The organism is Streptomyces griseiscabiei, assembly GCF_020010925.1.
GTDB classification, from domain to species: Bacteria; Actinomycetota; Actinomycetes; order Streptomycetales; family Streptomycetaceae; genus Streptomyces; species Streptomyces griseiscabiei.
In genome coordinates, this window is the sequence record NZ_JAGJBZ010000003.1 from 427,870 (window position 1) to 449,379 (window position 21,510).

The window sequence follows — 21,510 nt, forward strand, 5'->3', positions numbered from 1 at the left end:
CTAGTGTCCCGCCGCGGATAGGGCGTCGGCGACGGCCTTGGCGAAGAACTCGCCGAGGACGACCGGAACGGCGTTGCCCAACTGCCGCATTTGCTCGCCTCGGGGGCCTGAGCCGTGCCATTCGTCCGGGAACGTCATTGCCCGGGCGGTCTCGCGCACAGTCATGTAGCGGTGCAAGCCGTCGGTGCCGGGCACCTGCTCGTCCAGTCGCATCACGGACTCGCCACCCGGCACACCGTGAACGCCGGCCTTGACGGTCTTCGCGGGACGGTCGAGTTCGTTCGGGGTGTGCCCTTTGTAGATACGGGCTCCAGGCCATCCGATGTGACCGACGACGTCGATCTCCCGGCCGAAGTCGAACTTCTCGTGGAGGCGTCCCAAATCGACAGAGGGCAGCGGCGGGAGCTCTGCGTCCGTGCCGCAGCCCTGGATGGCGTCGCGCAACGTGCGCCACGGCTGGCAGTCGTCTTCCTTGATCGCCTTCGGGAGGTCCCTTCGTACCCGGTCGCGAACGTGGTCCTCTACGTGTGGGTGGCGCCGCCAGTAGGGTCCGTCCTCGTCGCGCATGGATCGGTACAGGGCATCTGCGGAGAACCTCTCCGTCGTGACGTACTTTTCGAAGGCATCGACGTCCACGCCGAGGTCTGCCCGAAAGGCTACGATCACGACGCGGTGGCGTACCTGCGGGACGCCATAGTTGGCGGCGTTGACCGGCACCATCACGACCTTGTAGTGATCCGGGTCGCTGTCATCATCGGACAGTTGGTTGAGGATGCCCGTCAGGTGGTCGTTGTGGACTTGCCACTCGACCTGATCGTCGCGCTTCTCGAACGGGAGGCGCAGCTCGTTCTGGATGTATTGGAAGTACTTTTCGAATGATGGCCGCAGTAGTCCGCGGACGTTTTCGCAGATAACCGCCTTCGGTCGCATCTCTCGTACGGCCTGGAACATTGCGGGGAACATATTCCGCTTGTCCTCGTCGCCCTTGGCGACCCCACCGGCGCTGAACGGCTGACATGGAGGGCCTCCGGCGAGGACGTCGACCTTACCCTCGAAGGCGCTCAGATCCAGGTCGCGCACGTCCCCCGGGTAGAGGGGAGCGGGCCGCCCCGGCTGTGGCGGTTTGGGATTCTTCTCCTCGGTGCGCTCCAGGCCGTCGACGCCGAGGGTCTTCTGCGCACTCGCGACGAGCGTCTCGCATGCCCGGTTGTTGAACTCGTTGAACAGGAGTGGGCGGAAGCCCGCTTGGTGGACCGCCATGGCAAGGCCGCCCCCACCCGCGAAGAGTTCTACGCTGGTCCTCGGCTTCTTTGCTTCTTCAGGCAGGTCAACCATGGGGAAACCATACCGCGGAGTTTGTGATCATGGCGGGTTTTCGCTCGAACGGGTCGCCCATAAGTGAGCAACGCCATAGGGTCCGTGGTGATCAACGCGGCAGAAGGAGCCCTAGAGAATGACGCAGGCGGCCAGGTCGGACGGCCGTGGCACCTACCACGACGACTTCCGGCTGAGCATCACCAAGGCCCTTGGCGATCAACTGGCCCAGGCGCTGAAGGACCTCGGTCGCGTCCCACTCGCCGAGCAGTACCTCGCCAGCCTCGACGAGCGGCCCGGCGTCTACCAGCTCTACCTCCACGGAAAGTTCGTCTACGTAGGCAAGGCTGATAAGTCCCTGCCCGGTCGACTGGCCCACCATCTGCGGAAGCTCTCGGGCCGGCGCAACATCGACCTCCGCGACGTTACGTTCTCCTGCCTGTACGTCGACGAGGACTTCTCCGCCCTGGCTCCCGAACAGCTGCTCATAAGCCACCACAAGGAAATGGGCAACATACCGTGGAACAACAACGGGTTCGGCAATAAGGACCCTGGGCGTCAGCGTGACAGCACGGTCCTGAAGAAGAACCACTTCGACGTCGTCTACCCGATTGACCTGGATCGTCCCGTCGAGGGCCTGGAGCCCGGGAAGATCGCGCTGAGCGCCTTTCTCAAGGCGCTCAAGAACGGACTGCCCTACAATTTCCGGTACACCGAGCCGCCGCGCTCGAAGGCGACTTTCTTGACTGTGCCGCAGGCTGGTCTGTCCGCCGACGAGGCGTTCCATTTGGTATCCGAGGCGCTTCCAGAGGCGTGGCAGATCGCTGCCCTCATGGGTTACGTGATCATGTACGGGGACTCCCCGAACGAGTACAAGAGTGCCTGGCGGTACTACCGGTCTGGCAAAGTGGTCGAGACTGAGCCCGAGGCGTCGCCCGAGGAGATCACCCAGGATGATCTCTTCGACGCTGACGAGTGACCAGGAAACGCAGAAGTCGAACATAGCCCGTCCCAGCGGAACCTACCGCAGACAGGTCGATCACCGATCAGGAAGCCATGCCCGCCGAGTACACCCCCGCGTCGTTCGACCCTCTGTCGACCGAGCAGATCGCGAACACCATCTGTGAGACCTTCGAGCGGCACCCCCTGGTCTCCATGACGTACGAGATCCCGAGGTTCGAGGGCTCCGGGCTCTACGCCCTGTACTACCGCGGTGCGAGCGTAGACCTGTACCTCCCGCTCGCCAGACTTCAAATCCCCGTCTACGCGGGGCAGGCTCTTTCCAGTAACACCGCCACCGGGGAGAGGGTTCGGGAGCGGTATCCCCTCCATAGCAGGCTCAAGCACCACCGTCTGTCGATCATGGAAGGCGGCTTGCCGATCGCCGAGTTCCGGTTCCGGGCCCTCCTGCTGCCTGATGTCCATGCCGACTTGGGCGAGAACGCGCTGCGCGTTGGATACACGCCGATCTGGAACAGCAAGCTGAAGGGCTTCGGCAGCAAAGAGCAGGGGGCGACGACCCGCCAGAGCAAGAAGAGTAAGTGGGACACGGTGCATGATGGGCGTCGGCGCACTCACGGTGGCGTCGTACATGACATCGAGAAGCTGGTCGCGGAGGCCGAGGCCCACATTGCGCGGCAAGTGACCGACTACGACAGGCTGCCGTGGCCTCACCCCGCCACCGACAGCTACCTTGACCTCGACATCCCGTGAGCTCGGCTGTCGCCCCCCGTTCGTTGCGCTGTGGTCGGCGGCATGGGGGAGGTGGCCCCGAGCGCTCCTCGAAGTGGGCATCCCGCTGCAGAACGACGAGGGTCCACGATACAGCCGTCCGCGACTCAGAGAAGAGCCGCGCAGCCTCCCGCGCGCAACCCCAGGACGGGTTACCCGGCTTCCAACAGTGCCACGCTCAGCCCCAACGCTCACTGATTGACCTGCGGGCGATCCCGCTGACCAGCGCGCGCATCGCCGCCTTCGAGAACAGCAACGGACGACGGCCGATGTCCTTGGAGTCGCGCACTGCGGTGTGTTCGCCCAGTTCCGCGACTTCCACGCAGTCGTTCGCACCCCCGCTGTACGAGCTCTTCCGCCAGCGCGCGTGCATGAGATCGACGTCGTGCGAAGCTGTCGTGGCATCGTGCGAAGCTGTCGTGGCATCGTGCGGGGCGGACGTGCTGGGCGTGCTCACTCTTTGAGCTCCTTGCTGATACGTGCGATGCGGGTGCGGGTCTCCGACGGGTCGAGAGCGGCGCCTCTCAACTGGTCAAAAATGTCGATGTAGTTGTCCACGTCTTCCGTGGACTCGAGATACACGGAGTTCTTGGGATTCTCCAGCCACACCAGGTCCGGCGTGGGGTGCGGGAACGTCAGGATGACGAACGGGCCGTACAGCCCCGGATGCGCGCCAAGCGAGAACGGCAGGAGCTGCACGGTGACGTTCGGCCGCTCGCTCGCCTCCGCCAGCTTCCGCAACTGGTCGCGCATCACCTCAACTGAGCCGACAGTCCTGCGCAGCACGGCTTCGTCGAGGATCGCCCAGAGTCTGGCGGGGGCCTCACCACCCAAGCGGCTGTTCTGCCGCTCCATGCGGACCCTGACCAGGGACTCGACCTGCGGCGGGGACAGGTCCTTCCTCATCTGGGAGATCACGGCACGCGCGTAGTCCTCGGTCTGGAGCAGCCCCGGCACGAGCATCGGCTGGTAGCTGGCGAGGTGCGTCGCGCCGGCCTCCAGCGCGAGGTACCCGTCGTAACGCGTCGGGGTGAGCACCGTCGAGTATTTCCGCCACCAGGGCTTCTGCTGTTCCTTGTCCGCTCGCACGAGGTCAAGCACGTCGGCGCGCCGGTCCTCGTCCTTGACGCCGTACAGGTCCAGCAGTGCCCGGACGAGGACCGGCGTCGTGCCGCGTTCGCCGTTCTCGATCCGGCTCAGCGACCCCTGGTTGACCTCCAGTTGATCGGCGACCTCAGTGAGGGTGAGCCCGGTCGCGTCACGCAGTTCCTTCAGCCGTGCAGCGAGCTGTCGCCGGTACACCGACTGTGGGACCAGGCTTCTCTTCAAGGCCATGCCGGAAGTCTCTCGGTACCGGCGACACCTCTACAACCCATACGGGTCAACTTCACCAGACATATTGCCTAGTTGGTGGTTGCGTCGCCATGCTGTCAGGAGTCACGGCGCACGTTCGTACGGGCATGCGCCGCAGCCGACCGATGGGCGAGCAGGCTACGACCTCGCTACCTGCACGCGCCTTCGCGTCGGTCCTGCACGCAGCACCAGGAGGGTGGGCCATGCCTCGGACAACGCTGCTCCGGCAGCTGCTCCAGCAACGGCACCTGACGACGCACGAGGCTTTCGCCGCCCAGTACGAGCGGGCCGCTGCCCGGCTGGCAGAGCTCGACCGAGACCCCCGCCTGGCGTCCCTTCAGGTCTCTCCACGTCAGTTCGACCGCTGGTACGGCGGGGAGTTGTTGACTCTGCCCCGTCCTGACGCCTGCCGGGTTCTGGAGCACATGCTGGGCAGACCCGTGTCCCAGCTTTTCTCCACGGCGTACGACGACGACTCCGCGCACGACCGCGACGGGGAGTCGAGCACGGGCCAGCAGGCGACGAGTGCGCATCCGCCACGCGAGGACGACGAGAACCCACTGGACATCGTCATCCGGGCCCGGCAGCTCACGGCCAGCAACACCGACGATGCGACGCTCGCCTTCCTCGACTCCTCGCTGGAAGGAATCGCCAGCCGGTACGAACAGGACGGGCCGTACCTCCTCCGTCCCCAGGCTCGGCAGGTGCGGCAGCTCGCCCACACCCTCCTCGACGGCCGCCAGCCCCCACGCACGCGCCGGGAACTCTTCCGCGTCGCCGCCCGCGCCTCCGGCCTGCTCGGCTACATGGCGGTGAACACGGGCGACTTCGCGCTCTCGGAGGCGTACTGCACCGAAGCCCGGGAACTCAGCCGTGAGATCGGCGACCTGGACACCGACCTCTGGGCGTGCGGCACCCTGTCCTTCAGCCTCTACTACGCCGGCCGGTACGACGAGGCGGACGCCTGCGCGGCCGCGGCCGTCGAGCGAGCTCCGCGCCACGCCCAGTCCATCCGCTTGCTCGCCAACGGCCGGGCCCGGGCTCTCGGCAAGACCGGCGACCGGCGTGCCGTCGAGCAGACCATCGGGCAGGCACTCCGCCTCTCCGACCTCCACGGGGTACCCGTCGGGCTGACCTCCTGCATCTCCTTCGAGCCGTACGGACGGGCCCGGACGCTGGCCAACGCCGTCACGTCACACGTGGCGCTGCGCAACACGGCTCAGGTACTGCGCGACGCCGAGCGCATCGACGATCTGGTGGAGCACTCGACCTCCTCCTGGAGCCGTTCGCTCGTACGCCTCGACGTCGCCACCGCGCTGCTGCAGCAGCGCACGCCCGACGTCGACCAGGCGATGGCGCTGGGCCGTGAGGCCCTGCGGCTGTGCGGAGACACCCCGATCAGCTCCGTCTACCAACGCTCTCGTGACCTGTATGAGCAGGCCGGGCCGTGGCGTGATCACCCGGCGGTACGCGATTATGGCGAGGAGTTCCGGACCTGGAGCTCGCAGCCAGAGGCCCTGGCCATGGCGTCATCCGCGTCGTAGGCGCCGTCGGTGTCGTCGTGCTCCGGGGCAGTGTGAAGCCGAAGGAGTACGTCGGGTGCCCCTGCTCAGCGCCGATCCCGCCGCGTTCCCCGCCGAGCCCCCCGCCGACACGCACGATCCGGCGGTCACTGCGGCCCACGACTGGGCGGCGTTCAGCGCACTCGACGAGATGACCGACCACTGGGCACGCCCCGGCTGGTCGGACGGCAGCCGGGCGTACTACTGGATGCTGACCTTCCCGGATGATCAGCGGCTCGCGACTCTCGCTGGACACTGCCAGGAGGAGCTGGCACCCCTCGGCCTCGACCCGGTGCCGGCGGACGGATTGCACATCACCCTCGCCCGAGTGGGAACGCCGGACGTCGTCACCCCCGGCCAGCTGGACAGCCTGGCGCGGGACGCCGAGGCGCTGCTGCCCTCCGCTTTCTCCGTACGCGCCATGCCGCTGGCCGGCTCCCGCGGCGCCGTCCGGCTGTCCCTCGGACCCTGGGAACCCCTGCTCCGGCTGCACCACGCGCTGGCCAAGGCGGGGAGCAGCGTCGGTCTGGCCCCGAAGAAGCCGACGTCCGCCTTCCGGCCGCACCTGAGCCTCGCGTACAACAACCGTCGACGCCCCGCCGCCCCCGTCGTGGAGACGGTCTCAAGCCTCCGCGCTCTCCCGGCCGTGGAACTCTCCGTTGCCGTCGTTCAGTTGGTGGAGCTCCGCCGTGAGGGGCGGGCGTACCGCTGGGATGTACGGAAGAGCGTCCCGCTCGGATAGCCCACCGGCGTCAAGGGAGAGAACCACGACCACTTCCTTGCCGATCGCGGTCGGCCGAACGGACCACGCGGAGGCCAACTCACCGACGAGCAGCAGTCCGAGGCCATTGCCCGTCAGCTGATCCACCGACTCTTCCGCAGAGCGTGCCCGAACCCTGGAGACATCCCGTCCCGCGTCGTGGACGCGCAGTACTGCCACGTCCCGGTAAACCTCCACACACATGTAGTCCGGTCCGCCGGCTGTGTGCCTGAGCGCGTTGCCCACGAGCTCCGAGGCGATCAGAACGGCGTCGTCGACCCGCTCCGGCGCGGCACGTCCATCGAGGAACTCTCGTACGTGTCTGCGCGCGAGGCCCGAAGGCTCGGTGCAATCGGCCAGCTTCACCCAATGACGCCACACTGGCATCCGCCTGCAGAGGCGCTCTTCGTCCACCGCGTCCATCGCCGCTTCTCGTTTCCGCTTGGCACTGGACCGATCAGCCTCGCCACGCGTGAGCCGCGGCGGTACGCCGCGCCTCCGCCTCTTCGCGCGCCGCCGGACGGCGGACGAACGGCGTGCTGACGGCGTACCGCCGCCGACTGCCCCCAGCGAGGCTCTTCGTCGAGGCGCCGGTCCTTGGCGTCTCGGCTCACAGGGCTGGAGGGATCGCGGAATGAGCGGCAGTGCGAGGCAGACCGCACCACACGAGGTGCCCCCGGGCACGCGCCTGGTGTTGTACGCCTGCCTGCCTGCCTGCCTGCCTGCCTGCCTGCCTGCCTGCCTGCCTGCCTGCCCGCGTCGCTCGGTGAGGCCGCCGACCACAGCGTGGCCAGCGCACAGCGGTACATCTCCGGTGCCGGCTGGGAGGAGGTCGAGACGCACGTGGACCGGGCGGCACCGTTCGAGAGCCGCGCCCTGTGCGAGGGCTGGCACAACGCTTTGGCCGCGGTCGAGCAGGGGAAGGCGGCCGGGATCGTCACCCCTCTGCTCGTGATGCTGGGGCATCTGGAGGATGACAGGGCAAACCTCGCTGCCTGGCAGGCTCGGACCGGAGCGCTGATCACGACGCCGTGGGCGGTCGTCGATGCCGCCAGCTCCACGGGCGCACGGAGGTCGGCGGCGTGATGGCCCGGATGCGGCAACGGCCGCTCCTGCGGCTGCTCGACCAGGTCGGATGGGTGCTGCGGCATCCGGCGACGTACGTCGGTCGGTTCGGCTTCGGCACCTTCCAGGTTCTGTTCCTGCCCGTCCTGGTGACCGGCACAACCTTGACCACGCTCTACGCGGGCCAGTCCCGGTAACCCCGGCCCGCGTCCTCGACCCCCCTCTCCGGATGCTCCGAATCCATGTCCCCCACGGAATCCGATCAACCGGAGAGGGGCCGCACTCACCAAGGTGCGAATGCAGAAACTCGGCCCCAGCGGCAATACACACGCAGGCCGGGCAGCACGACGAACCCTTCGGATCTTTCCGACAGAAGAGGAAGTGCGATGACCGCAACCATGCTCAGCCCGATCACGACGGCCACCACCAGGGCGTCCGCTGTGACGGCCGCCCCCGAGGCGCCCACCGACCCGTTCGACGTCGACCTGACCATCGTCACGGAGATCGGCGCCGACCTGCTCCCCCAGGCGTGCGGCACCGGTGACGGGTGCGCGGCCTCCTGCGCCTCGTCCTGCGCCAGCGCTGTCTGACGACGGCCCGTGCACGGGGTCGGGGGCGCTGCCGCCCCCGACCCCGCTCGTTCACAGCACTGACGGAGGCTTGGGGATGGGAAGCGACGGAAAGCTCTACCAGCACACAGGCACGGCGCTGCTCCGGGCCGCCGCGATGCCGCTGACGGGTCTGCCGGGCTGGTGGCCTGACCCGTCCGACACGGAGGCGTGCGGCAGGTGGCTGAGGCAGGTGTGGGCCGATGCGCGGTTCGCTGGCGCCGTCCGGCAGGCGAGCGGCGATCTCGCCACGCGGGTCGACGCGATCTGCGTTGGGCAGCCGACACCCTCCAGGCAGGTCCGGCGCGCCGCCATGGCCATCGTCCGCTACTTGTTGCGCGCCACCGGGCGACCGACCCCGTTCGCCCTCTTCGCGGGAGTCACCGCGGCCAGCGTGGGTTCGACGCCACACGTGAGGTGGGGAGACGCACACCGGGCCGTGGCGCGGGTGGACACCGAGTGGCTGGACGACGTCATCGTCCGTTTGGAGGTGTGCCCGGCCCTGCTGGAGCGCCTGGATGTCGTCCTGAACAATCTGGCGGCGCGCCGCGGCGGACGCCTTCACGTCCCGCATGGCGGGCCGATGGGCGCCACCGTCCGGCGCACCAGCGCGGTACGCGTGATCGAGGACCTGGCACGCCGTCCGGTCCACTTCGCTGCACTTGCTGAGCAGTTGGCCGCCTCCTTCCCCCGAACCGAGCCACAGAACATCCGCACACTGCTCGGCGCACTGGCACGTGAGAAGTTCCTCATCACCAATTTGCGCGCGCCGATGACCAGCACCGATCCGCTGTCCCACCTGATCGAGCGGCTGCACGGCGCGGACGCGGGCACAGTGCCACAGGTCGCGCAGGTTCTCTACGAGCTGGAAGCGGTGCAACGCGCCGTACACGAACACAACCGGCGCCCGACGAACGCGCAAGGGTCGGCTCGGGAGGAACTCACGGGTCGGCTGCGTCGGCTCTCCGACGCGGGTCGAAGCCCGCTGGCCGTCGACTTGGGGCTGGATGCCGAGGTACGGATCCCCGAGAGCGTCGCGCTCGAGATGGAGAGGGCGGCGGACGCCCTACTGCGGCTCACGCGCCGACCGGCGGGCCAGGGTGTGTGGAAGGAGTACCAGGTCGCGTTCTGGGAGCGGTATGGCACCGGCACGCTCGTGCCGGTGAAGGAGGTCGTCGACCCGGCGTCCGGGCTCGGCTATCCAGCCGAGTACCCCGGCAGCCGCATGACCGCACCGCCCCCGACAGTCTCCGAGCGGGACGAGCGGCTGCTGGCCCTGGCCTGGCAGGCACTGGCCGACGGCAGCAGAGAGATCGTCCTCACCGACGACCTGATCGACCGCCTGGCTGGCGATGCGCCGACCGGGCAGGAGGCACCACCCCACGTGGAGATTTGTGCGCGTCTGCACGCCGACAGCCTGTCCGCCCTGGAGCACGGGGACTTCACGCTCACGGTGACACCGGCCCGCGCCGCGGGAACGCTCACCTCCCGGTTCACTCCGGTCGCGACCGGCACGGGACTCGACGAGGTCTACCGCCAAGTTCCCACGGGCGTCGAGAACGCGCTGACCGCGCAGCTCTCCTTCCCGCCCCTTTACCCGCACACAGAGAACGTCGCCCGCATACCCGCTTATCTTCCGCACGTGATCCCGTTGGGCGAGCACCGCAGTCCTGACGACACCTCGACGACGCTCATCGACGTGGACGACCTCGCGGTCACGGCCACGCACACTCGCCTCTACCTGGTCAGCATCTCCCGCCGTCGCCTGGTGGACCCGCAGGTCTTCCACGCCATGGCCCTGGACAAGCAACCCTCGCCCCTGGCCCGGTTCCTGGCTCACCTGACCCGCTCCTTCGGCCCTGCCTGGACCGGCTTCGACTGGGGGCCGCACGGCGCGCGGCTGCCGTTCCTGCCGCGCGTCCGCTACGGGCGCGTGATCCTCTCTCCCAGCCGCTGGAACCTGCCCGCCGACGACCTTCCGAGCCGCGGCGCGGACATGCGGGAGTGGGCCGAAGCCCTCGGCCGGTGGCGGAAGTTGTGGCACTGCCACGGTGCCGTCGAGCTGCGGGAGGACGACCGGACACGGCGGCTCCAACTCGACGTGCCCGCACACACCACCGTCCTGCGCGCCAACCTGGACCGGGAAGGCCATGCCGTGCTGACGGAGGCGCCGACCGAGGAGACCTACGGCTGGATCGGCGGCCACGTCCACGAGTTCGCCCTGCCGATGACCAGCACCCGCGCGCCGACACCCGACCCGCTCGCCGGCTTCCTCCCCGTGCTCACCAACAGCACCCTCGGGCCCGTACCGGGGGCGGTACAGGCACCCTGGCTGAACGCCAAGATCTACAGCCACCCCGAACAGCTCGATGAGCTGATCGGCACTCACCTCGCGAGGCTCGTGACCCAACTCCCAGGTACACCCGAGTGGTGGTTCGTCCGCTACCGCACCCCGCACGACCTCGACCACCTCCGCTTGCGCATCCGCACCCGCAGCCCCGGACAGTACGCCGCCTGCACTGAGCTCGTCGCCGGATGGGCCGCCGGGCTGCGCCGCGAGGGGCTCAGCAGCAGGCTCGTGTTCGACACGTACACCCCGGAGATCGGCCGCTACGGCCCAGGCGCCGCTCTGCGCTGCGCCGAGGCGGCGTTCACGGCCGACTCGGCCTACGCCCTCGCCGCCCTACAGGGCCCCGGAGTTGACGGCGTCGACGGACGCACGCTGGCCGCGGTCGGCATGGTGGACATCGCCTGCGGCTTGCTCGGCCCCGACGAGGGCATGCGGTGGCTGGCGAACCGGCCCGCGCCTCCGGCTCGCGTCGAGCGAGGCGTCAGCGACCAGGCCATCGAACTCGTTCGCCGCACTACGCCTCATGCCCGGGGCTGGGGCGAAGAGCTCGCCCAAGCGTGGAACCGTCGCGCCGTGGCCCTGGCGCTGTATCGCGAGGGCCTCGCCGAGAGCATGGACCTCGACTCCGTCCTGGAATCCTTGCTGCACATGCACCACAACCGCCTGCGTGGCCTGGACCGGGAGGACGAGAGGATCTGCCGCCGCCTTGCCCGTCAGTCCGCCGTCGCATGGGCCGCCTGGCCGGGGGAGAGCCGCTGATGAACTACGACGCGCCGCCCACACCTACCGGGCCCGGCTGGGGGCAGTCGCTGTACTCCGGCGCGGCGGGAGTCGCACTGCTGCACGCCGTCAGGGCCCACACCGGCGAAGAGGACCGGGACGCGCTCCGGCCGTGGGCCGCCGCCATGCTCAAGGGCCCTATCCAGGCAGCCGCCGAAGCATGCGGTCTGTATGAGGGCGCTCCGGCCGTCGCGTACGTCCTCAGCTTCACGCACACGAACACCTCCACTCGCGCCCTGGCGACCCTGGACACACACCTCGCCGACGTCACACGCCAACGACTCCAGCGGGCACACGCCCGCATCGATCACGGCGCGTTGCCCGCCCTGGGCGAGTACGACCTCATCAGCGGACTGACCGGGCTGGGCGTGTACCACCTGCACCGCGGTCACACGACGGAGCTTCGGGACGTCCTCGCCTACCTGGTGCGGCTGACGGAACCGATCACCATCGAAGCGCAACGTCTGCCCGGCTGGTGGACGGGAGACAGCCCCGATCTGCGACCAACGCCGCGATGGCCCGGCGGACACGGCAACTTCGGCCTCGCCCACGGCATCGCCGGACCGCTGGCGCTGCTGGCCACAGCCCTGCGACATGGCCACACGGTGCCCGGACAGACGCAAGCCATCACCCGGATCTGCGACTGGCTCGACCGGTGGCGCAACGGCACCGGATCGCGCGCCTGGTGGCCGGACCTGATCACCCGAGCCGAACACCGACGCGGCGAACTCCAGCGCCCAGGACCGAGACGCCCGTCCTGGTGCTACGGCACCCCCGGCATCGCCCGCGCCCAACAACTCGCCGGCCTCGCTCTCGGCGACCGTGACCGGCAACGCCAGGCCGAGCATGCCCTGGCCGGATGTCTTGCCGACGACCAGCAGCTCGCCCAGCTCACCGACGCATCCCTCTGCCACGGTTGGGCGGGACTCACACAGACCGTCTCCCGTGCCGCCACCGACTCCCTCGACGACGAACTCGCGTCGCGTCTACGCCGCCTGAACGTCCGGCTCAACAAGCACCTGGACCACCACGGACTGCCGGACGGCGCCAGCCTGATGGATGGCGCGGCAGGTATCCACCTGGTCCGTCTCACCGACCCCGTCAACGCGGCGATCACCGCCCCCTGGGACCGCTGCCTGCTCCTGACAGGGTGACGCCGCGAACCACATCCGCACACCAGAACAAATTAGAACGATCGGCCCCTGCCGTACGCGCAGCCGAGCACCTTCCGAAAGGACACGATGAACACCACCACTGGCGCCTCCCCCAAGGACCTGCGCAACCGCCTGGTCGACGCCATCCTGAAGGAGGACATCTCCGGCCTCCGGGACGCACGCGTCGAAACCGCCATGCGGACCGTACCCCGCCACGCCTTCCTCCCCGACGCGCCCCTTGAGGAGGCGTACGCCAACAAGAGCGTGACGATCAAGGAGAACCCCGACGAGGACGCACTCCCGCTGAGCTGCGCCCCCCAGCCCGACGTCGTGCACTTCATGCTGGTCCAGCTCGCAGTCCGCGACGGCGACAACATCTTCGAGATCGGGGCCGGCACCGGCTACAACGCCGCCCTGCTCAAGCACCTCACCGGGAAGTCCGGACAGGTCACCACATGCGACATCGACCCCGACGTGACCGCCTACGCCCGCCGGACACTGGACGCCAACGGATACGAAGACGTTCGCGTCGTCACGAGGGACGGCGCCCTCGGCGCCCAGGAGTTCAGCCCTTACGACCGAATGATCGCCACGGTCGGCATGTGGGACCTCCCCGGCGCCTGGTGGGACCAGCTCGCCGTCGGCGGACGCCTCGTGGTCCCGCTGCGATGGCGCGGGCTCTCCAGGGCCGTGGCCTTCCAACGCGAGGAGGGGCGGATGCAGTCCGACTCCGTCAAGATGTGCGGCTTCCTCCCGGTGATCGGCCAGGACGGAGAGCGGAACGATTACATCGACGACGACCGGCTCGTCCGGCTCTACTGGGACGAGGACCAGTCCATCGCCCCGGAACTTCTTCGCGACGCGCTCACCCGACCGAAGTCGGTCGTCTGGACCGGTGTGACGGTCGGGCCCGTCGAGTCGTTCGACGGCGTCTGGCTGCGGCTGAGCGCCACCGAGCGAGCGACCTGCCGCATCACCGTGAAGCCCGAAGCGGTGGAGGCTGGCCTCCACCGCCCCGCGTCACCCGCCTTGAGCCCCGCCCTCGTCGAGGGGGACTCCATCGCGTACCTCACCCTGGAGCGGACCGCCAAAGACCCCGAGACAGAACCTCGGTTCCGGCTGGGAGCTGTCGGCTATGGCCCGGCCGGCGCCGATCTCGCTGAGCGGATCTGCGCGCAAATCCGCGCCTGGAGCCCAGCCAGGACCGCCGAACCCGTCGTCACGGCCTACCCCGCGGACACACCGGACAGGGACCTCGCCGACGGGGCCTTGATCGACCGGCCCTCCGTGCGGCTCGTCATCAGCTACTGATCTTGACGCAGGCGGGCGCGGCCGTTGACGGGGGAGGCCGCACCCACTGAAGCGAGAACGGAACGATGACGCACTGCGGTGGTCAGCCCTGCGCGAGGTTCGCCTCACAGGTAGTGCACCGTCGTACTGCCCGCCGCCTCGGATTGCCCGCGGTGGCGGGCGCCGGAGAAGCACTGCTCAACCGCTCCCAGAGCCCGGGCGGAGGACTCGGGATCCAACCCCAGCGCGGCGGCTGTACGTCGTCCTCGGTCATGTGGTCGCACCACCCGGGCCTGTGCGCGCACTGGGCGGGGGAGATCAGGATTGTGTCCTCCGGGTGAGTACGCCACTCCGTCCTCACGAACGCACTCACCGAACGCGGCACCGCCGACGCGGACGAGCCTGGCGGACACTCGCATCCGAGCCCGATAACGATCTTGCCGCCGCACTCGTCGCAGCGCTCTACTTCCACTGGCCTCGTACCACCCTCACGCCGTACCGGAGTCAACCAAAGTCCACGCCACCTCTGATGATCACGTGGTGCCTGCTTCCCTATCGGCCCCAGCCAGGAACTAGTCAATCGGGCTCGGGGCCTATTCGGCATCGCGGGTCGTGGCCTCGGATCCAGCCGGTTCGGAAGACCTCGTGCCAGGACTCTCGCCCTTCTTACTCGCCTCGATGGGGGTGTAGCGCCGCCGTTGCAGCTCATCGCGTTCGACGTCCGGGATCGTCATCGACTCGGCAAGCACGGCGGCAAGCGCGTCAACTTGAGTGTTGTCTATGTCAACGTGGAAGAGCCACCGGATGTTCTCGTCCCGCGTGATGAGGTCGACCGCCAAGCGCGCGGTTTTGTCCTGTGTGGTCGTTGCCCGGACGTATCGCACTTGGTCAATCGGAATGTCCTGACGGATCTCTGCTTGCTCAAGGAATGCGTTCGTCTTGGCCGTGATGATGCGGCGATCCGTGACGGCGACCAGTGTCTTTGCCGCAGCCTTGTCCCTCGCTGCCGCCAACTTCTCCTTCGCTCCGCCGACGATCGCAGAAATTGGACCGAGGGCATCGAGCTGGTCGGGGAAGGCGAGCACACGTACGGTCTCACCGCCCTCAAGGAGCCATCGCAGGATGCGAAGGTACGGCTCGCGATCCAGCGATTCGGGTGCGCAGACCACGTCCGGAGCCTCGAGCGGAGGAGCCGGCGGATGGAGAGCGTCGGCAAGAGGCTCGATCGCCTCCAGAAGACGGGCGGAGGTTTCGCGGGCTGCTTTCACGTCCTTCCGCTTGCCCGGCAGCGGCCATGCGTCGGGTCCGGGGAGCTCGGCGGTGATCCGCAGCTCCCGCGTCAGCGCGTCGACGAGGCTCGTCGACTCGGCGAGAGCGGAGTCGAACTCGGCGCGGGTGTCGCGCGCGATGACCTCGGCGTACTGCGCCTCGGCGGCGTCTTCGCGTCCAGCGGCTCTCGCCTTCGCGGCGCGGAGCGCGTGATACCCGGTCCATGCCTTGAGGGAGGACAGGAGGGCGTAGGCATCGAAGGCGATCGCCTCGGCGTTCGTCTGCAGATACTCACGGTGGCTGCGTGCGTCGGCCCGACCGATCTGCCTGACGTGGTCGCGGACGTTCCCCTGGTAGAGCTCAAGCTGCTTCTGCAGCAGCGCTCCACTGCCCACGACGTCCTCCCACAAGGACGTCGGGACCGATTCGATCTCGCGCGCCTGGTCGACAGCGCGATCGACGGCGGCGACGAGCCCCGTCAGTTCGGCCCACTGATCCTTGCGGATGGTGGTGAGGACCTGACTCGTCACCGCGAGGTTGGTTCTGACGAGGCCCGAGACCTCACTCAGCATCATCTGAAGGCCGACCATGGCCAGCGCCGGCCCGATCGAGGCCGCGGTCTGCGCCTTGCTCACCGCATTCACGGAGTAGAAGCGGGCCTGACGCAGGATGCGGCCAGGAACCATCACCGCTCCGAGGTTCCCTCCGTCCTTGACGGCGAGCGTTGCGCCGCTGTTCAGCAGGGCCTGTGTCGTGGCGTCGATCCTGTAGAGCCCCTGCATGCCGGCGAACGCGTTTCCGAGATTGTCGACTACAGTCGCCGCGTTCCCGATCGAGGCGAGGATCGCTGAGATCTGCTTGCGGTCGGCAGCCGGCACGATCCCGAAGTCGATCAGATCGGGTTTCAACTCCGGCGGCACCTCACCGGCGACGACAGCCACCCCTGGAAGCACCTCCACCAGTACCGTCGACACCGTCGTCGCGTCGAGGTCCGAGTCGGACGTCGGATCGTCCACAACAGGTGAGTCGGCGGTATTGCCCCGGCCGCTCTCCTCAGGCTCGGCGAGCTCCATCGAGTCCGAAGAATCCTGCATGCGATCTCCTCCCCCGCAGGCGCGCGCAACGGCCGGACCTCGGCGGCGTTGACTGGCGAAGTCTACGGCTCAACTCCCTGCGGTTTAGCCTGAATCCGCCAGTTCATTCCGGACTGGCTGGTGCCAGGCATGGGTGCACCCGGCGGCACGGAACCGCTCCCGGCGGCATTTGTCGGTCACTCAAAGCAGGGCTACCACCAGCCGAAATCTCTTCACTCGCTCGTTTCGCGACAGATTGATGATCTTTGTCAGCTGCGCGGGCAATTGCCCGGCTACGATCAGGGCCGCCGAAGTGCGCGTCGGCCGGATGCCGGCCCGCACGCCCTCGGGGGCGTCCTTCACCGTCGCGCGGGCCTGGACGCAAACCCGCTCAGGTCCCGCAGGACCTCGAACTGCTCGTCAGCGGCAAGGCCCTCGAACCACTCGCCCCCGTACGAGCGGACGCAGTCCATGCGCAAGCATGGCGATCACATGCCGGAGTCGCGGCGGGTGCGGCCCGCCTCTCTGGTGTGTGCCTGTCCATCTATCCACCGGTTCGCCGCAGGCAGACAGGAAAGATCACGAAACGACTGGTGCACGGCTGCGCCGCTATGTCAACCTGCAACACCTTGCCGGAGGGCCTGGCCAACGAGTTGATGCCGGTGATCCCGGAGGCCAGTGTTCCACCCTACGAGCCCATGGAGGTGCCCCTGCTCCCGCACCACTCCAGCGACCGCTCCCGACCGGACTTGCCAGACCCGGTTTACTGGGTCACTCCGCGTCATCTGGCCGGCGACGACGGTGCGCTCGCCGAGCGGATCGGCGACACCCTGTCCGACCTCGGCTGGCGCATGTGGCCCACCTCCCGCCACACCCTTCTCTACGTAAGCCCGGATGGGCTGCGTGGGGCCGAGTGGATCCTCGCGGCCTATCCGTTCGAGCTGGGCGGTCTGCCCATTGCCTGGCAGCTGAGCGCCCGTGACCATGCCGCCTCCGCGATGCCAGAGTGGAACGCGTACTTCACCATGGGCGTCTCCTACGAGGCACTTGCCGATCTCCTCGTGGCGATCGACACCCGTGAGGCACCCGACGTCGGCTTCGACGGGCCGGAGACGGTCCTCGACGCGCTGAGTGCCCGGGGTTGGATCCGCGACGTGGATCGCCCCCGCACCACTGCCGCAGACCCCGGGTTCTCCTCCTGCGTCTCTCTGGAGATGCTGCCGCCGCTCATCGAGGACGCCGACCCGCGGCCGGATTTGGTGGGTTGGCAGGCGTGGGCGGAGCCCGTGCCCGGTGCGCCGTATCTGTGGTGCGCCAGCTTCAGCGCCAGCGTCCCCCACGACCTGGTCGCCGCGTTCGCCTCCTCGCTCGCCTCCCCGGTGCCGGTGCCTCGCCACACTGTGCCCGAGATCGCGGAGGGGCGGCTGACTATCGTCCGCCGCAGCTGACAACACCTGCCGCAGGAGCTGCTGTTGTGCGGCCCGTCACCGAATCTCCCCGAGTTGCGGCCGACCAGACGTATGAGGAGCGTCCCCCGCGCCTGCCCTAGGACAGAGAAGGAGAGAGTCTTGTTCTTTCGACGCACTCCAAGGCTGGTTCCTGGAGCGCCAGATCCCTGGTCGCGGAGGTGCCTGACGTTCCCCACGGTGTAAGCCCCGTGACATGGGCGAGCTTCACCGCCCTCGCCCCTGGAGGCCGGAGCCAACAAGGCCGGCCCCCAGGGGCGCCGCCGTGTCAGGCCAGGGCGGTCAGGTTATGCGCGAGGGAGCGGACTTCGGGCGTGAGGCCGTCAAGGATGTCCCGCCTGTAAGGGGTGTCGGGTCGGGCAGCGAGGTCTTGGACCGTAGCCCAGTTCTCGGCGACCACCCGGAGAGCCTGCTGCGCTTGCTGGACGGCATTCCGCCGGTGGACGAGGAACTCTTCAGCGCGCCCGTGGGCCTGCTCCCAGGTGATGTCTCCCCGCTCGACGAGCTGGGCCAGGGGCGGGGAGGGATCGCCGTCGGAGAGGCGGAGAGCGTCCGTGCGCTGCACGGACTGCCGGAGCTGTTCTTCGTGCTGCCGCTGGTCGAGTGCGGCTATGGCGTCGTCGAGGGTGCGGAGGCCCTCGCTGACCTGTTCGGCGAGGTCGGGGGCGTGCTCGCGCAGGCGGCCGTGCTGGGCCTGGATCTCGGCGGCGCGGGCCTGGTGTTCGCGGACGGTGCTGTAGGCGGCATCGAGGCTGAGCTTGCCGCTGCGTACCTGCTCGGCGAGGTGGGGGTTGTGCTTGAGGACCGTGGCCGCGTTGGAGAGGCGGGTCAGGCTGATGCTGTGGACCTTGGCCTGGTGGCGCAGCGAGTGTTCCGAAAAGGAACGGGCCATCGCGACGATCATCGCCTGCTGGCCCTTGCTGATGTGCCGACGGCGCAGGTTATGGGCGAGTATCAGCCCCTTGGCGTCGCTGCCGGTGTACGTCGTGAAGCGCGGCTCGACGTTGGCGATCTCGCAGGCGGCCAGACGGTTACGTCCGTCGAGGAGGACGCCGTCGGCGCTCAGGACGATGGCCTCGTGCTGGCCCTCGGTCTTGATGGACTCGGCCAGATCGTGCAGCTCGTCGGCGCTGAGCATCGGGAACATGTCAGCGGTGGAGTGGGTCTGGATGATGCGCTCCTTGTCGGGTGGGGTGCTGGTGGCGCGCCGCAGATGTCCTGCGGCGTCGTAAGTCCGGGGACAGGGCTGTTGTCGCTGATCGGTTGTCATCGTGACTTCGGTGGTTCTCAGTAGCGGGTGAGAGGCGTGCGCGGCCGCTGCGTGAGGGGGCTGGTGCTCACCGCAGCCGGTGAGTGCGGGATGGCGGCTGCGTGGATGTGGGGGGTGTCGCGGCGGTGGCCCTCGCTGTGGACAGGACGTGGGGGATGTGGGGGCTACGGGCTTGTGCGGCTCGTGCACCTGGGCCGGGGGCGTGCCGGTCGCCGAGGCGTTGGATGCGCCAGACGAGAACTTCGAATGCCGATTTGGCGTCGCTCAAGGAGCGTTGCTGGGCTGCCTGTCGGAGGATGGCTGCGGGGTTGTGGCCTGCAGCTTCGGCGGAGGCGAGGGCGGCTGTGAGTGCGGGCCAGGCAGCCTCGGTGAGGATCTGTCCGGAGTGGGAGGGCAGGACCTCGTGCAGGGTGCGGGCGTACCGGTGGACGGTGCTTTCGGAAAGGCGGCGCCCGGCGAGTACGGCGAGGCTGGTGGGGGCGATCTGGTCGTAGGCGGCCTGGAGATGGATGAGCGTTTGGCGGGCGGCGGCCACCTGCCGGTCGTGGTGGTGCAGCGCGCTGCGGCGCTGGGCTGCGAGGACGACGAGAATGGCGACGTCCAGGAGCATGGCCAGGCCGGTGTGGTCCGCGGGCTGGTAGCGCATGGCTTTCAGAGCGCCGCGCAGGGCGCGGGCGTGCTGGTGGTCGGCGTGGGTACGGGTGTGGGCGGCGTGCTCGAAGGCGACGGCGGCGCTGTGGAGTTCGGCCTTGAGATGGACGGGGGCGTGGGCGGGCATGGCGTAGAGGACTTCGCTGAAGATGGTCAGGTGGGCTTGTGCAGCGCTGTCGTCGGCGTGATCAAGGTGGTGGGGGATACGTTCTGCGGCCGCGGTGGCCTGGTGCCAGGGGCTGCGGCGGTAGTGGCCGGCTGGTGAGGTTGCAGTGGCGGTGTGTGCTTCGGTGGCGGCCAGACGCTGCTGGATCTGCGGGAGGGACAGGTCGGCGGCGAGGCTGGAACCGGAGTACCAGATGGGTGTGCCGTCGTCAGGCAGGGCGACCTTGTAGCCGCCGAGGTCGCCGGAGGGCAGAGTGCGTGTTTCGACTTGGAGGCCGGCGTCGGCGAGCAGGTTGAAGAACTCGTCCAGGTCCTTCGCGTGGGAGAGCGCGGTGCGCACGGTGTGCCGCAGCTGCTCGCGAGCCGTCTTGTGGTGGCCCAGCCGTTTGGCCTTCTCCTGCTCGGCGCGGGTGGGGCGCTTCGCCGCCGGTGTGCCGGTGGCGGCTTCGGGGCCGCGAGGAACCTGGGTGAGGCCGAAATCCTGCTCGATCCTGGCGAGTTCGGTCATGGAGCGGTGGTAGTCGTTCCAGTTCCGCGGCGGGCGTAGATCGCCGCGGACTTTGGTGGCGACGATGTGGATGTGGTCGTCCGCGTGGCGCACGGCAACCCACCGGCAGCCGTCCGGATCGCCCTCCGGTGCGATGCCGGTCGCATGGACCATGCGCTTGGCGATCGTCGCCCACTCGGCATCAGTCAGGGTGCGGTCCTCGGGCGCGGCGCGCACCGAGCAGTGCCACACGTGCCCCTCGGGTGCCTTGTCGCCGGCCTGCTCGACCCGCAGATCCAGGGCCTTGGCGAGCTGGCCGAGCCGCTGCTTGTGCCCGGGGCTGTCATACGGGCCGGGGTCAGGAATGAAGCCATCCCAGGAAGCGACGATGTGCTGGTCGGTGTGTTCGTTGGCGCGGCCCTTGTCGAAGAGGTACGCCAGGACGCCGTAGGTGTTGCTGCCAGGCTTGACGATGTTCGCGATCAACTCAGGCCGCCCGCCTTCTGCCCGGCTGCCCGGAAGGCCGCGTCGTCGATCGCCCGGACCGTGTCGTGGGCGGTGGCGAGCAGGCGCTCGGCCCGCTGAAGGATGGCGGCGTCCACAGGGTGTGGATCGTCGCCCGAATTGAGGCGGCGGGCGATCTGGTTGACGTTGTTGCCTATCCGGGCGATCTGCGCCCGCTGGGTGGCGAGCTCGTCGACCGCATCGTCGTAGACAGTGCGAGGGGCGGCGACGGTGATCTCACCGCAGACGCGGGCCATGGTGGCGTCGGCGATGTACCGCGCCATGGTCACGTGCTCGGCTTTTGCCGCTGACTGGATGTCGCGCTTCTCATACGGCGCAAAGCGGGCGGTGACATGCTCGGAGCGCTGCGCATCGAGGTTCGCGCGGCGGTACGGCGCACGCTGCTTGGCCCCAACGGAGGGATCGCGCGACTGTTCGCCGCCGCCCACCCGCTCCTGCTCCGGCACGCCCTCGTGCCGGAGCTGCTCCTTCGCCACCCCTGGGGCGGAGGAGTCCGCGATGGACCGGCCTATGGACGGTCCATCGCTATTGCTTGCTGCCGTCGAGGTGGGCGTGGTGATCTCCTTTTGGGTGTCGTGTAGTTCGTGGCGCGAGTCGTGCATTGAGCGGCTTTCCTTGGGCGTTGGGGGAGTGGTCG

General features: G+C 68.5%; 19 protein-coding genes and 1 pseudogene. 11 read left to right on the forward strand and 9 right to left on the reverse strand.

The window, feature by feature from the left end; all coding sequences use genetic code 11:
* Nucleotides 1-1,335, reverse strand: coding sequence for a DNA cytosine methyltransferase (locus J8M51_RS35795; protein ID WP_086752925.1), 1,335 nt, complete (start codon nucleotides 1,333-1,335; stop codon nucleotides 1-3).
* Between the two features lie 118 nt (nucleotides 1,336-1,453).
* On the opposite strand from J8M51_RS35795, the gene J8M51_RS35800 reads away from it, so the two are divergent.
* Both J8M51_RS35800 and J8M51_RS35805 read left to right on the forward strand, forming a co-directional pair.
* Complete coding sequence (locus tag J8M51_RS35800; protein ID WP_086752923.1) at nucleotides 1,454-2,293, forward strand: Eco29kI family restriction endonuclease; 840 nt, start codon at nucleotides 1,454-1,456, stop codon at nucleotides 2,291-2,293.
* A 77-nt stretch (nucleotides 2,294-2,370) separates the two neighbouring features.
* Nucleotides 2,371-3,027 (forward strand): Eco29kI family restriction endonuclease, encoded by a 657-nt coding sequence (locus J8M51_RS35805; RefSeq protein WP_086752921.1) that lies wholly within the window; start codon nucleotides 2,371-2,373, stop codon nucleotides 3,025-3,027.
* 196 nt (nucleotides 3,028-3,223) lie between these two features.
* Here the strand turns inward: J8M51_RS35805 and J8M51_RS35810 are convergent, their stop codons facing one another.
* A complete protein-coding gene (locus tag J8M51_RS35810; protein ID WP_317853001.1) occupies nucleotides 3,224-3,502 on the reverse strand; it encodes a DUF397 domain-containing protein in 279 nt (92 codons plus the stop codon).
* The gene (locus J8M51_RS35815; RefSeq protein ID WP_086752919.1) at nucleotides 3,499-4,380 is read right to left on the reverse strand and encodes a helix-turn-helix domain-containing protein; all 882 of its coding nucleotides are present in this window, start codon (nucleotides 4,378-4,380) and stop codon (nucleotides 3,499-3,501) included. Before J8M51_RS35815 ends, J8M51_RS35810 begins: the two co-directional genes overlap by 4 nt.
* Nucleotides 4,381-4,601: 221 nt before the next feature.
* Between J8M51_RS35815 and J8M51_RS35820 the strand changes: the two genes are divergently transcribed.
* Both J8M51_RS35820 and J8M51_RS35825 read left to right on the forward strand, forming a co-directional pair.
* Nucleotides 4,602-5,942, forward strand: coding sequence for a hypothetical protein (locus J8M51_RS35820; protein WP_086752917.1), 1,341 nt, complete (start codon nucleotides 4,602-4,604; stop codon nucleotides 5,940-5,942).
* Between the two features lie 55 nt (nucleotides 5,943-5,997).
* Nucleotides 5,998-6,702 (forward strand): 2'-5' RNA ligase family protein, encoded by a 705-nt coding sequence (locus J8M51_RS35825; RefSeq protein ID WP_086752915.1) that lies wholly within the window; start codon nucleotides 5,998-6,000, stop codon nucleotides 6,700-6,702.
* Here the strand turns inward: J8M51_RS35825 and J8M51_RS46370 are convergent.
* Complete coding sequence (locus J8M51_RS46370) at nucleotides 6,583-7,143, reverse strand: ATP-binding protein (RefSeq protein ID WP_143673088.1); 561 nt, start codon at nucleotides 7,141-7,143, stop codon at nucleotides 6,583-6,585. The two genes, J8M51_RS35825 and J8M51_RS46370, sit on opposite strands and share 120 nt — an antisense overlap.
* A 363-nt stretch (nucleotides 7,144-7,506) precedes the next feature.
* On the opposite strand from J8M51_RS46370, the gene J8M51_RS35830 reads away from it, so the two are divergent.
* The 6 genes from J8M51_RS35830 (at nucleotide 7,507) to fxlM (ending at nucleotide 13,988) form a co-directional block, all read left to right on the forward strand.
* Nucleotides 7,507-7,806, forward strand: a complete 300-nt coding sequence (locus J8M51_RS35830) for a hypothetical protein (RefSeq protein ID WP_256964061.1) — start codon at nucleotides 7,507-7,509, stop codon at nucleotides 7,804-7,806.
* Nucleotides 7,803-7,982, forward strand: a complete 180-nt coding sequence (locus J8M51_RS35835) for a hypothetical protein (RefSeq protein WP_143673087.1) — start codon at nucleotides 7,803-7,805, stop codon at nucleotides 7,980-7,982. Before J8M51_RS35830 ends, J8M51_RS35835 begins: the two co-directional genes overlap by 4 nt.
* A gap of 189 nt (nucleotides 7,983-8,171) precedes the next feature.
* Complete coding sequence (fxlA, locus tag J8M51_RS35840; protein ID WP_086752913.1) at nucleotides 8,172-8,375, forward strand: FxLD family lanthipeptide; 204 nt, start codon at nucleotides 8,172-8,174, stop codon at nucleotides 8,373-8,375.
* Between the two features lie 76 nt (nucleotides 8,376-8,451).
* Nucleotides 8,452-11,502 carry a lantibiotic dehydratase gene (locus J8M51_RS35845; protein WP_086752911.1) on the forward strand — a complete coding sequence of 1,017 codons (3,051 nt, stop codon included), beginning with the start codon at nucleotides 8,452-8,454 and terminating at the stop codon, nucleotides 11,500-11,502.
* Nucleotides 11,502-12,677 carry a lanthionine synthetase C family protein gene (locus tag J8M51_RS35850; RefSeq protein ID WP_256964060.1) on the forward strand — a complete coding sequence of 392 codons (1,176 nt, stop codon included), beginning with the start codon at nucleotides 11,502-11,504 and terminating at the stop codon, nucleotides 12,675-12,677. Before J8M51_RS35845 ends, J8M51_RS35850 begins: the two co-directional genes overlap by 1 nt.
* Before the next feature lie 87 nt (nucleotides 12,678-12,764).
* Nucleotides 12,765-13,988, forward strand: a complete 1,224-nt coding sequence (gene fxlM, locus J8M51_RS35855) for a methyltransferase, FxLD system (RefSeq protein WP_086752907.1) — start codon at nucleotides 12,765-12,767, stop codon at nucleotides 13,986-13,988.
* A 572-nt stretch (nucleotides 13,989-14,560) separates the two neighbouring features.
* Here the strand turns inward: fxlM and J8M51_RS35860 are convergent.
* The gene (locus J8M51_RS35860) at nucleotides 14,561-16,330 is read right to left on the reverse strand and encodes a hypothetical protein (protein ID WP_086752903.1); all 1,770 of its coding nucleotides are present in this window, start codon (nucleotides 16,328-16,330) and stop codon (nucleotides 14,561-14,563) included.
* Between the two features lie 180 nt (nucleotides 16,331-16,510).
* Nucleotides 16,511-16,684, reverse strand: a pseudogene (locus J8M51_RS46375) (DUF5958 family protein); the annotation flags it as partial.
* Between the two features lie 323 nt (nucleotides 16,685-17,007).
* Here J8M51_RS46375 and J8M51_RS35865 point away from each other — a divergent pair.
* Entirely contained in the window at nucleotides 17,008-17,757 is a 750-nt protein-coding gene (locus J8M51_RS35865) for a DUF317 domain-containing protein (RefSeq protein WP_256964064.1), read from the forward strand.
* 286 nt (nucleotides 17,758-18,043) lie between these two features.
* Here the strand turns inward: J8M51_RS35865 and J8M51_RS35870 are convergent, their stop codons facing one another.
* The 3 genes from J8M51_RS35870 to J8M51_RS35880 all read right to left on the reverse strand — a co-directional run bounded on the left by J8M51_RS35870 (nucleotide 18,044) and on the right by J8M51_RS35880 (nucleotide 21,475).
* Nucleotides 18,044-19,045 (reverse strand): ParB N-terminal domain-containing protein, encoded by a 1,002-nt coding sequence (locus J8M51_RS35870; protein WP_143673086.1) that lies wholly within the window; start codon nucleotides 19,043-19,045, stop codon nucleotides 18,044-18,046.
* A gap of 67 nt (nucleotides 19,046-19,112) precedes the next feature.
* Complete coding sequence (locus tag J8M51_RS35875) at nucleotides 19,113-20,834, reverse strand: relaxase/mobilization nuclease domain-containing protein (RefSeq protein ID WP_086752899.1); 1,722 nt, start codon at nucleotides 20,832-20,834, stop codon at nucleotides 19,113-19,115.
* Nucleotides 20,831-21,475 (reverse strand): MobC family plasmid mobilization relaxosome protein, encoded by a 645-nt coding sequence (locus J8M51_RS35880; protein ID WP_086752897.1) that lies wholly within the window; start codon nucleotides 21,473-21,475, stop codon nucleotides 20,831-20,833. The genes J8M51_RS35875 and J8M51_RS35880 overlap by 4 nt, the downstream gene beginning before the upstream one ends.
* Nucleotides 21,476-21,510 lie beyond the last annotated feature (35 nt).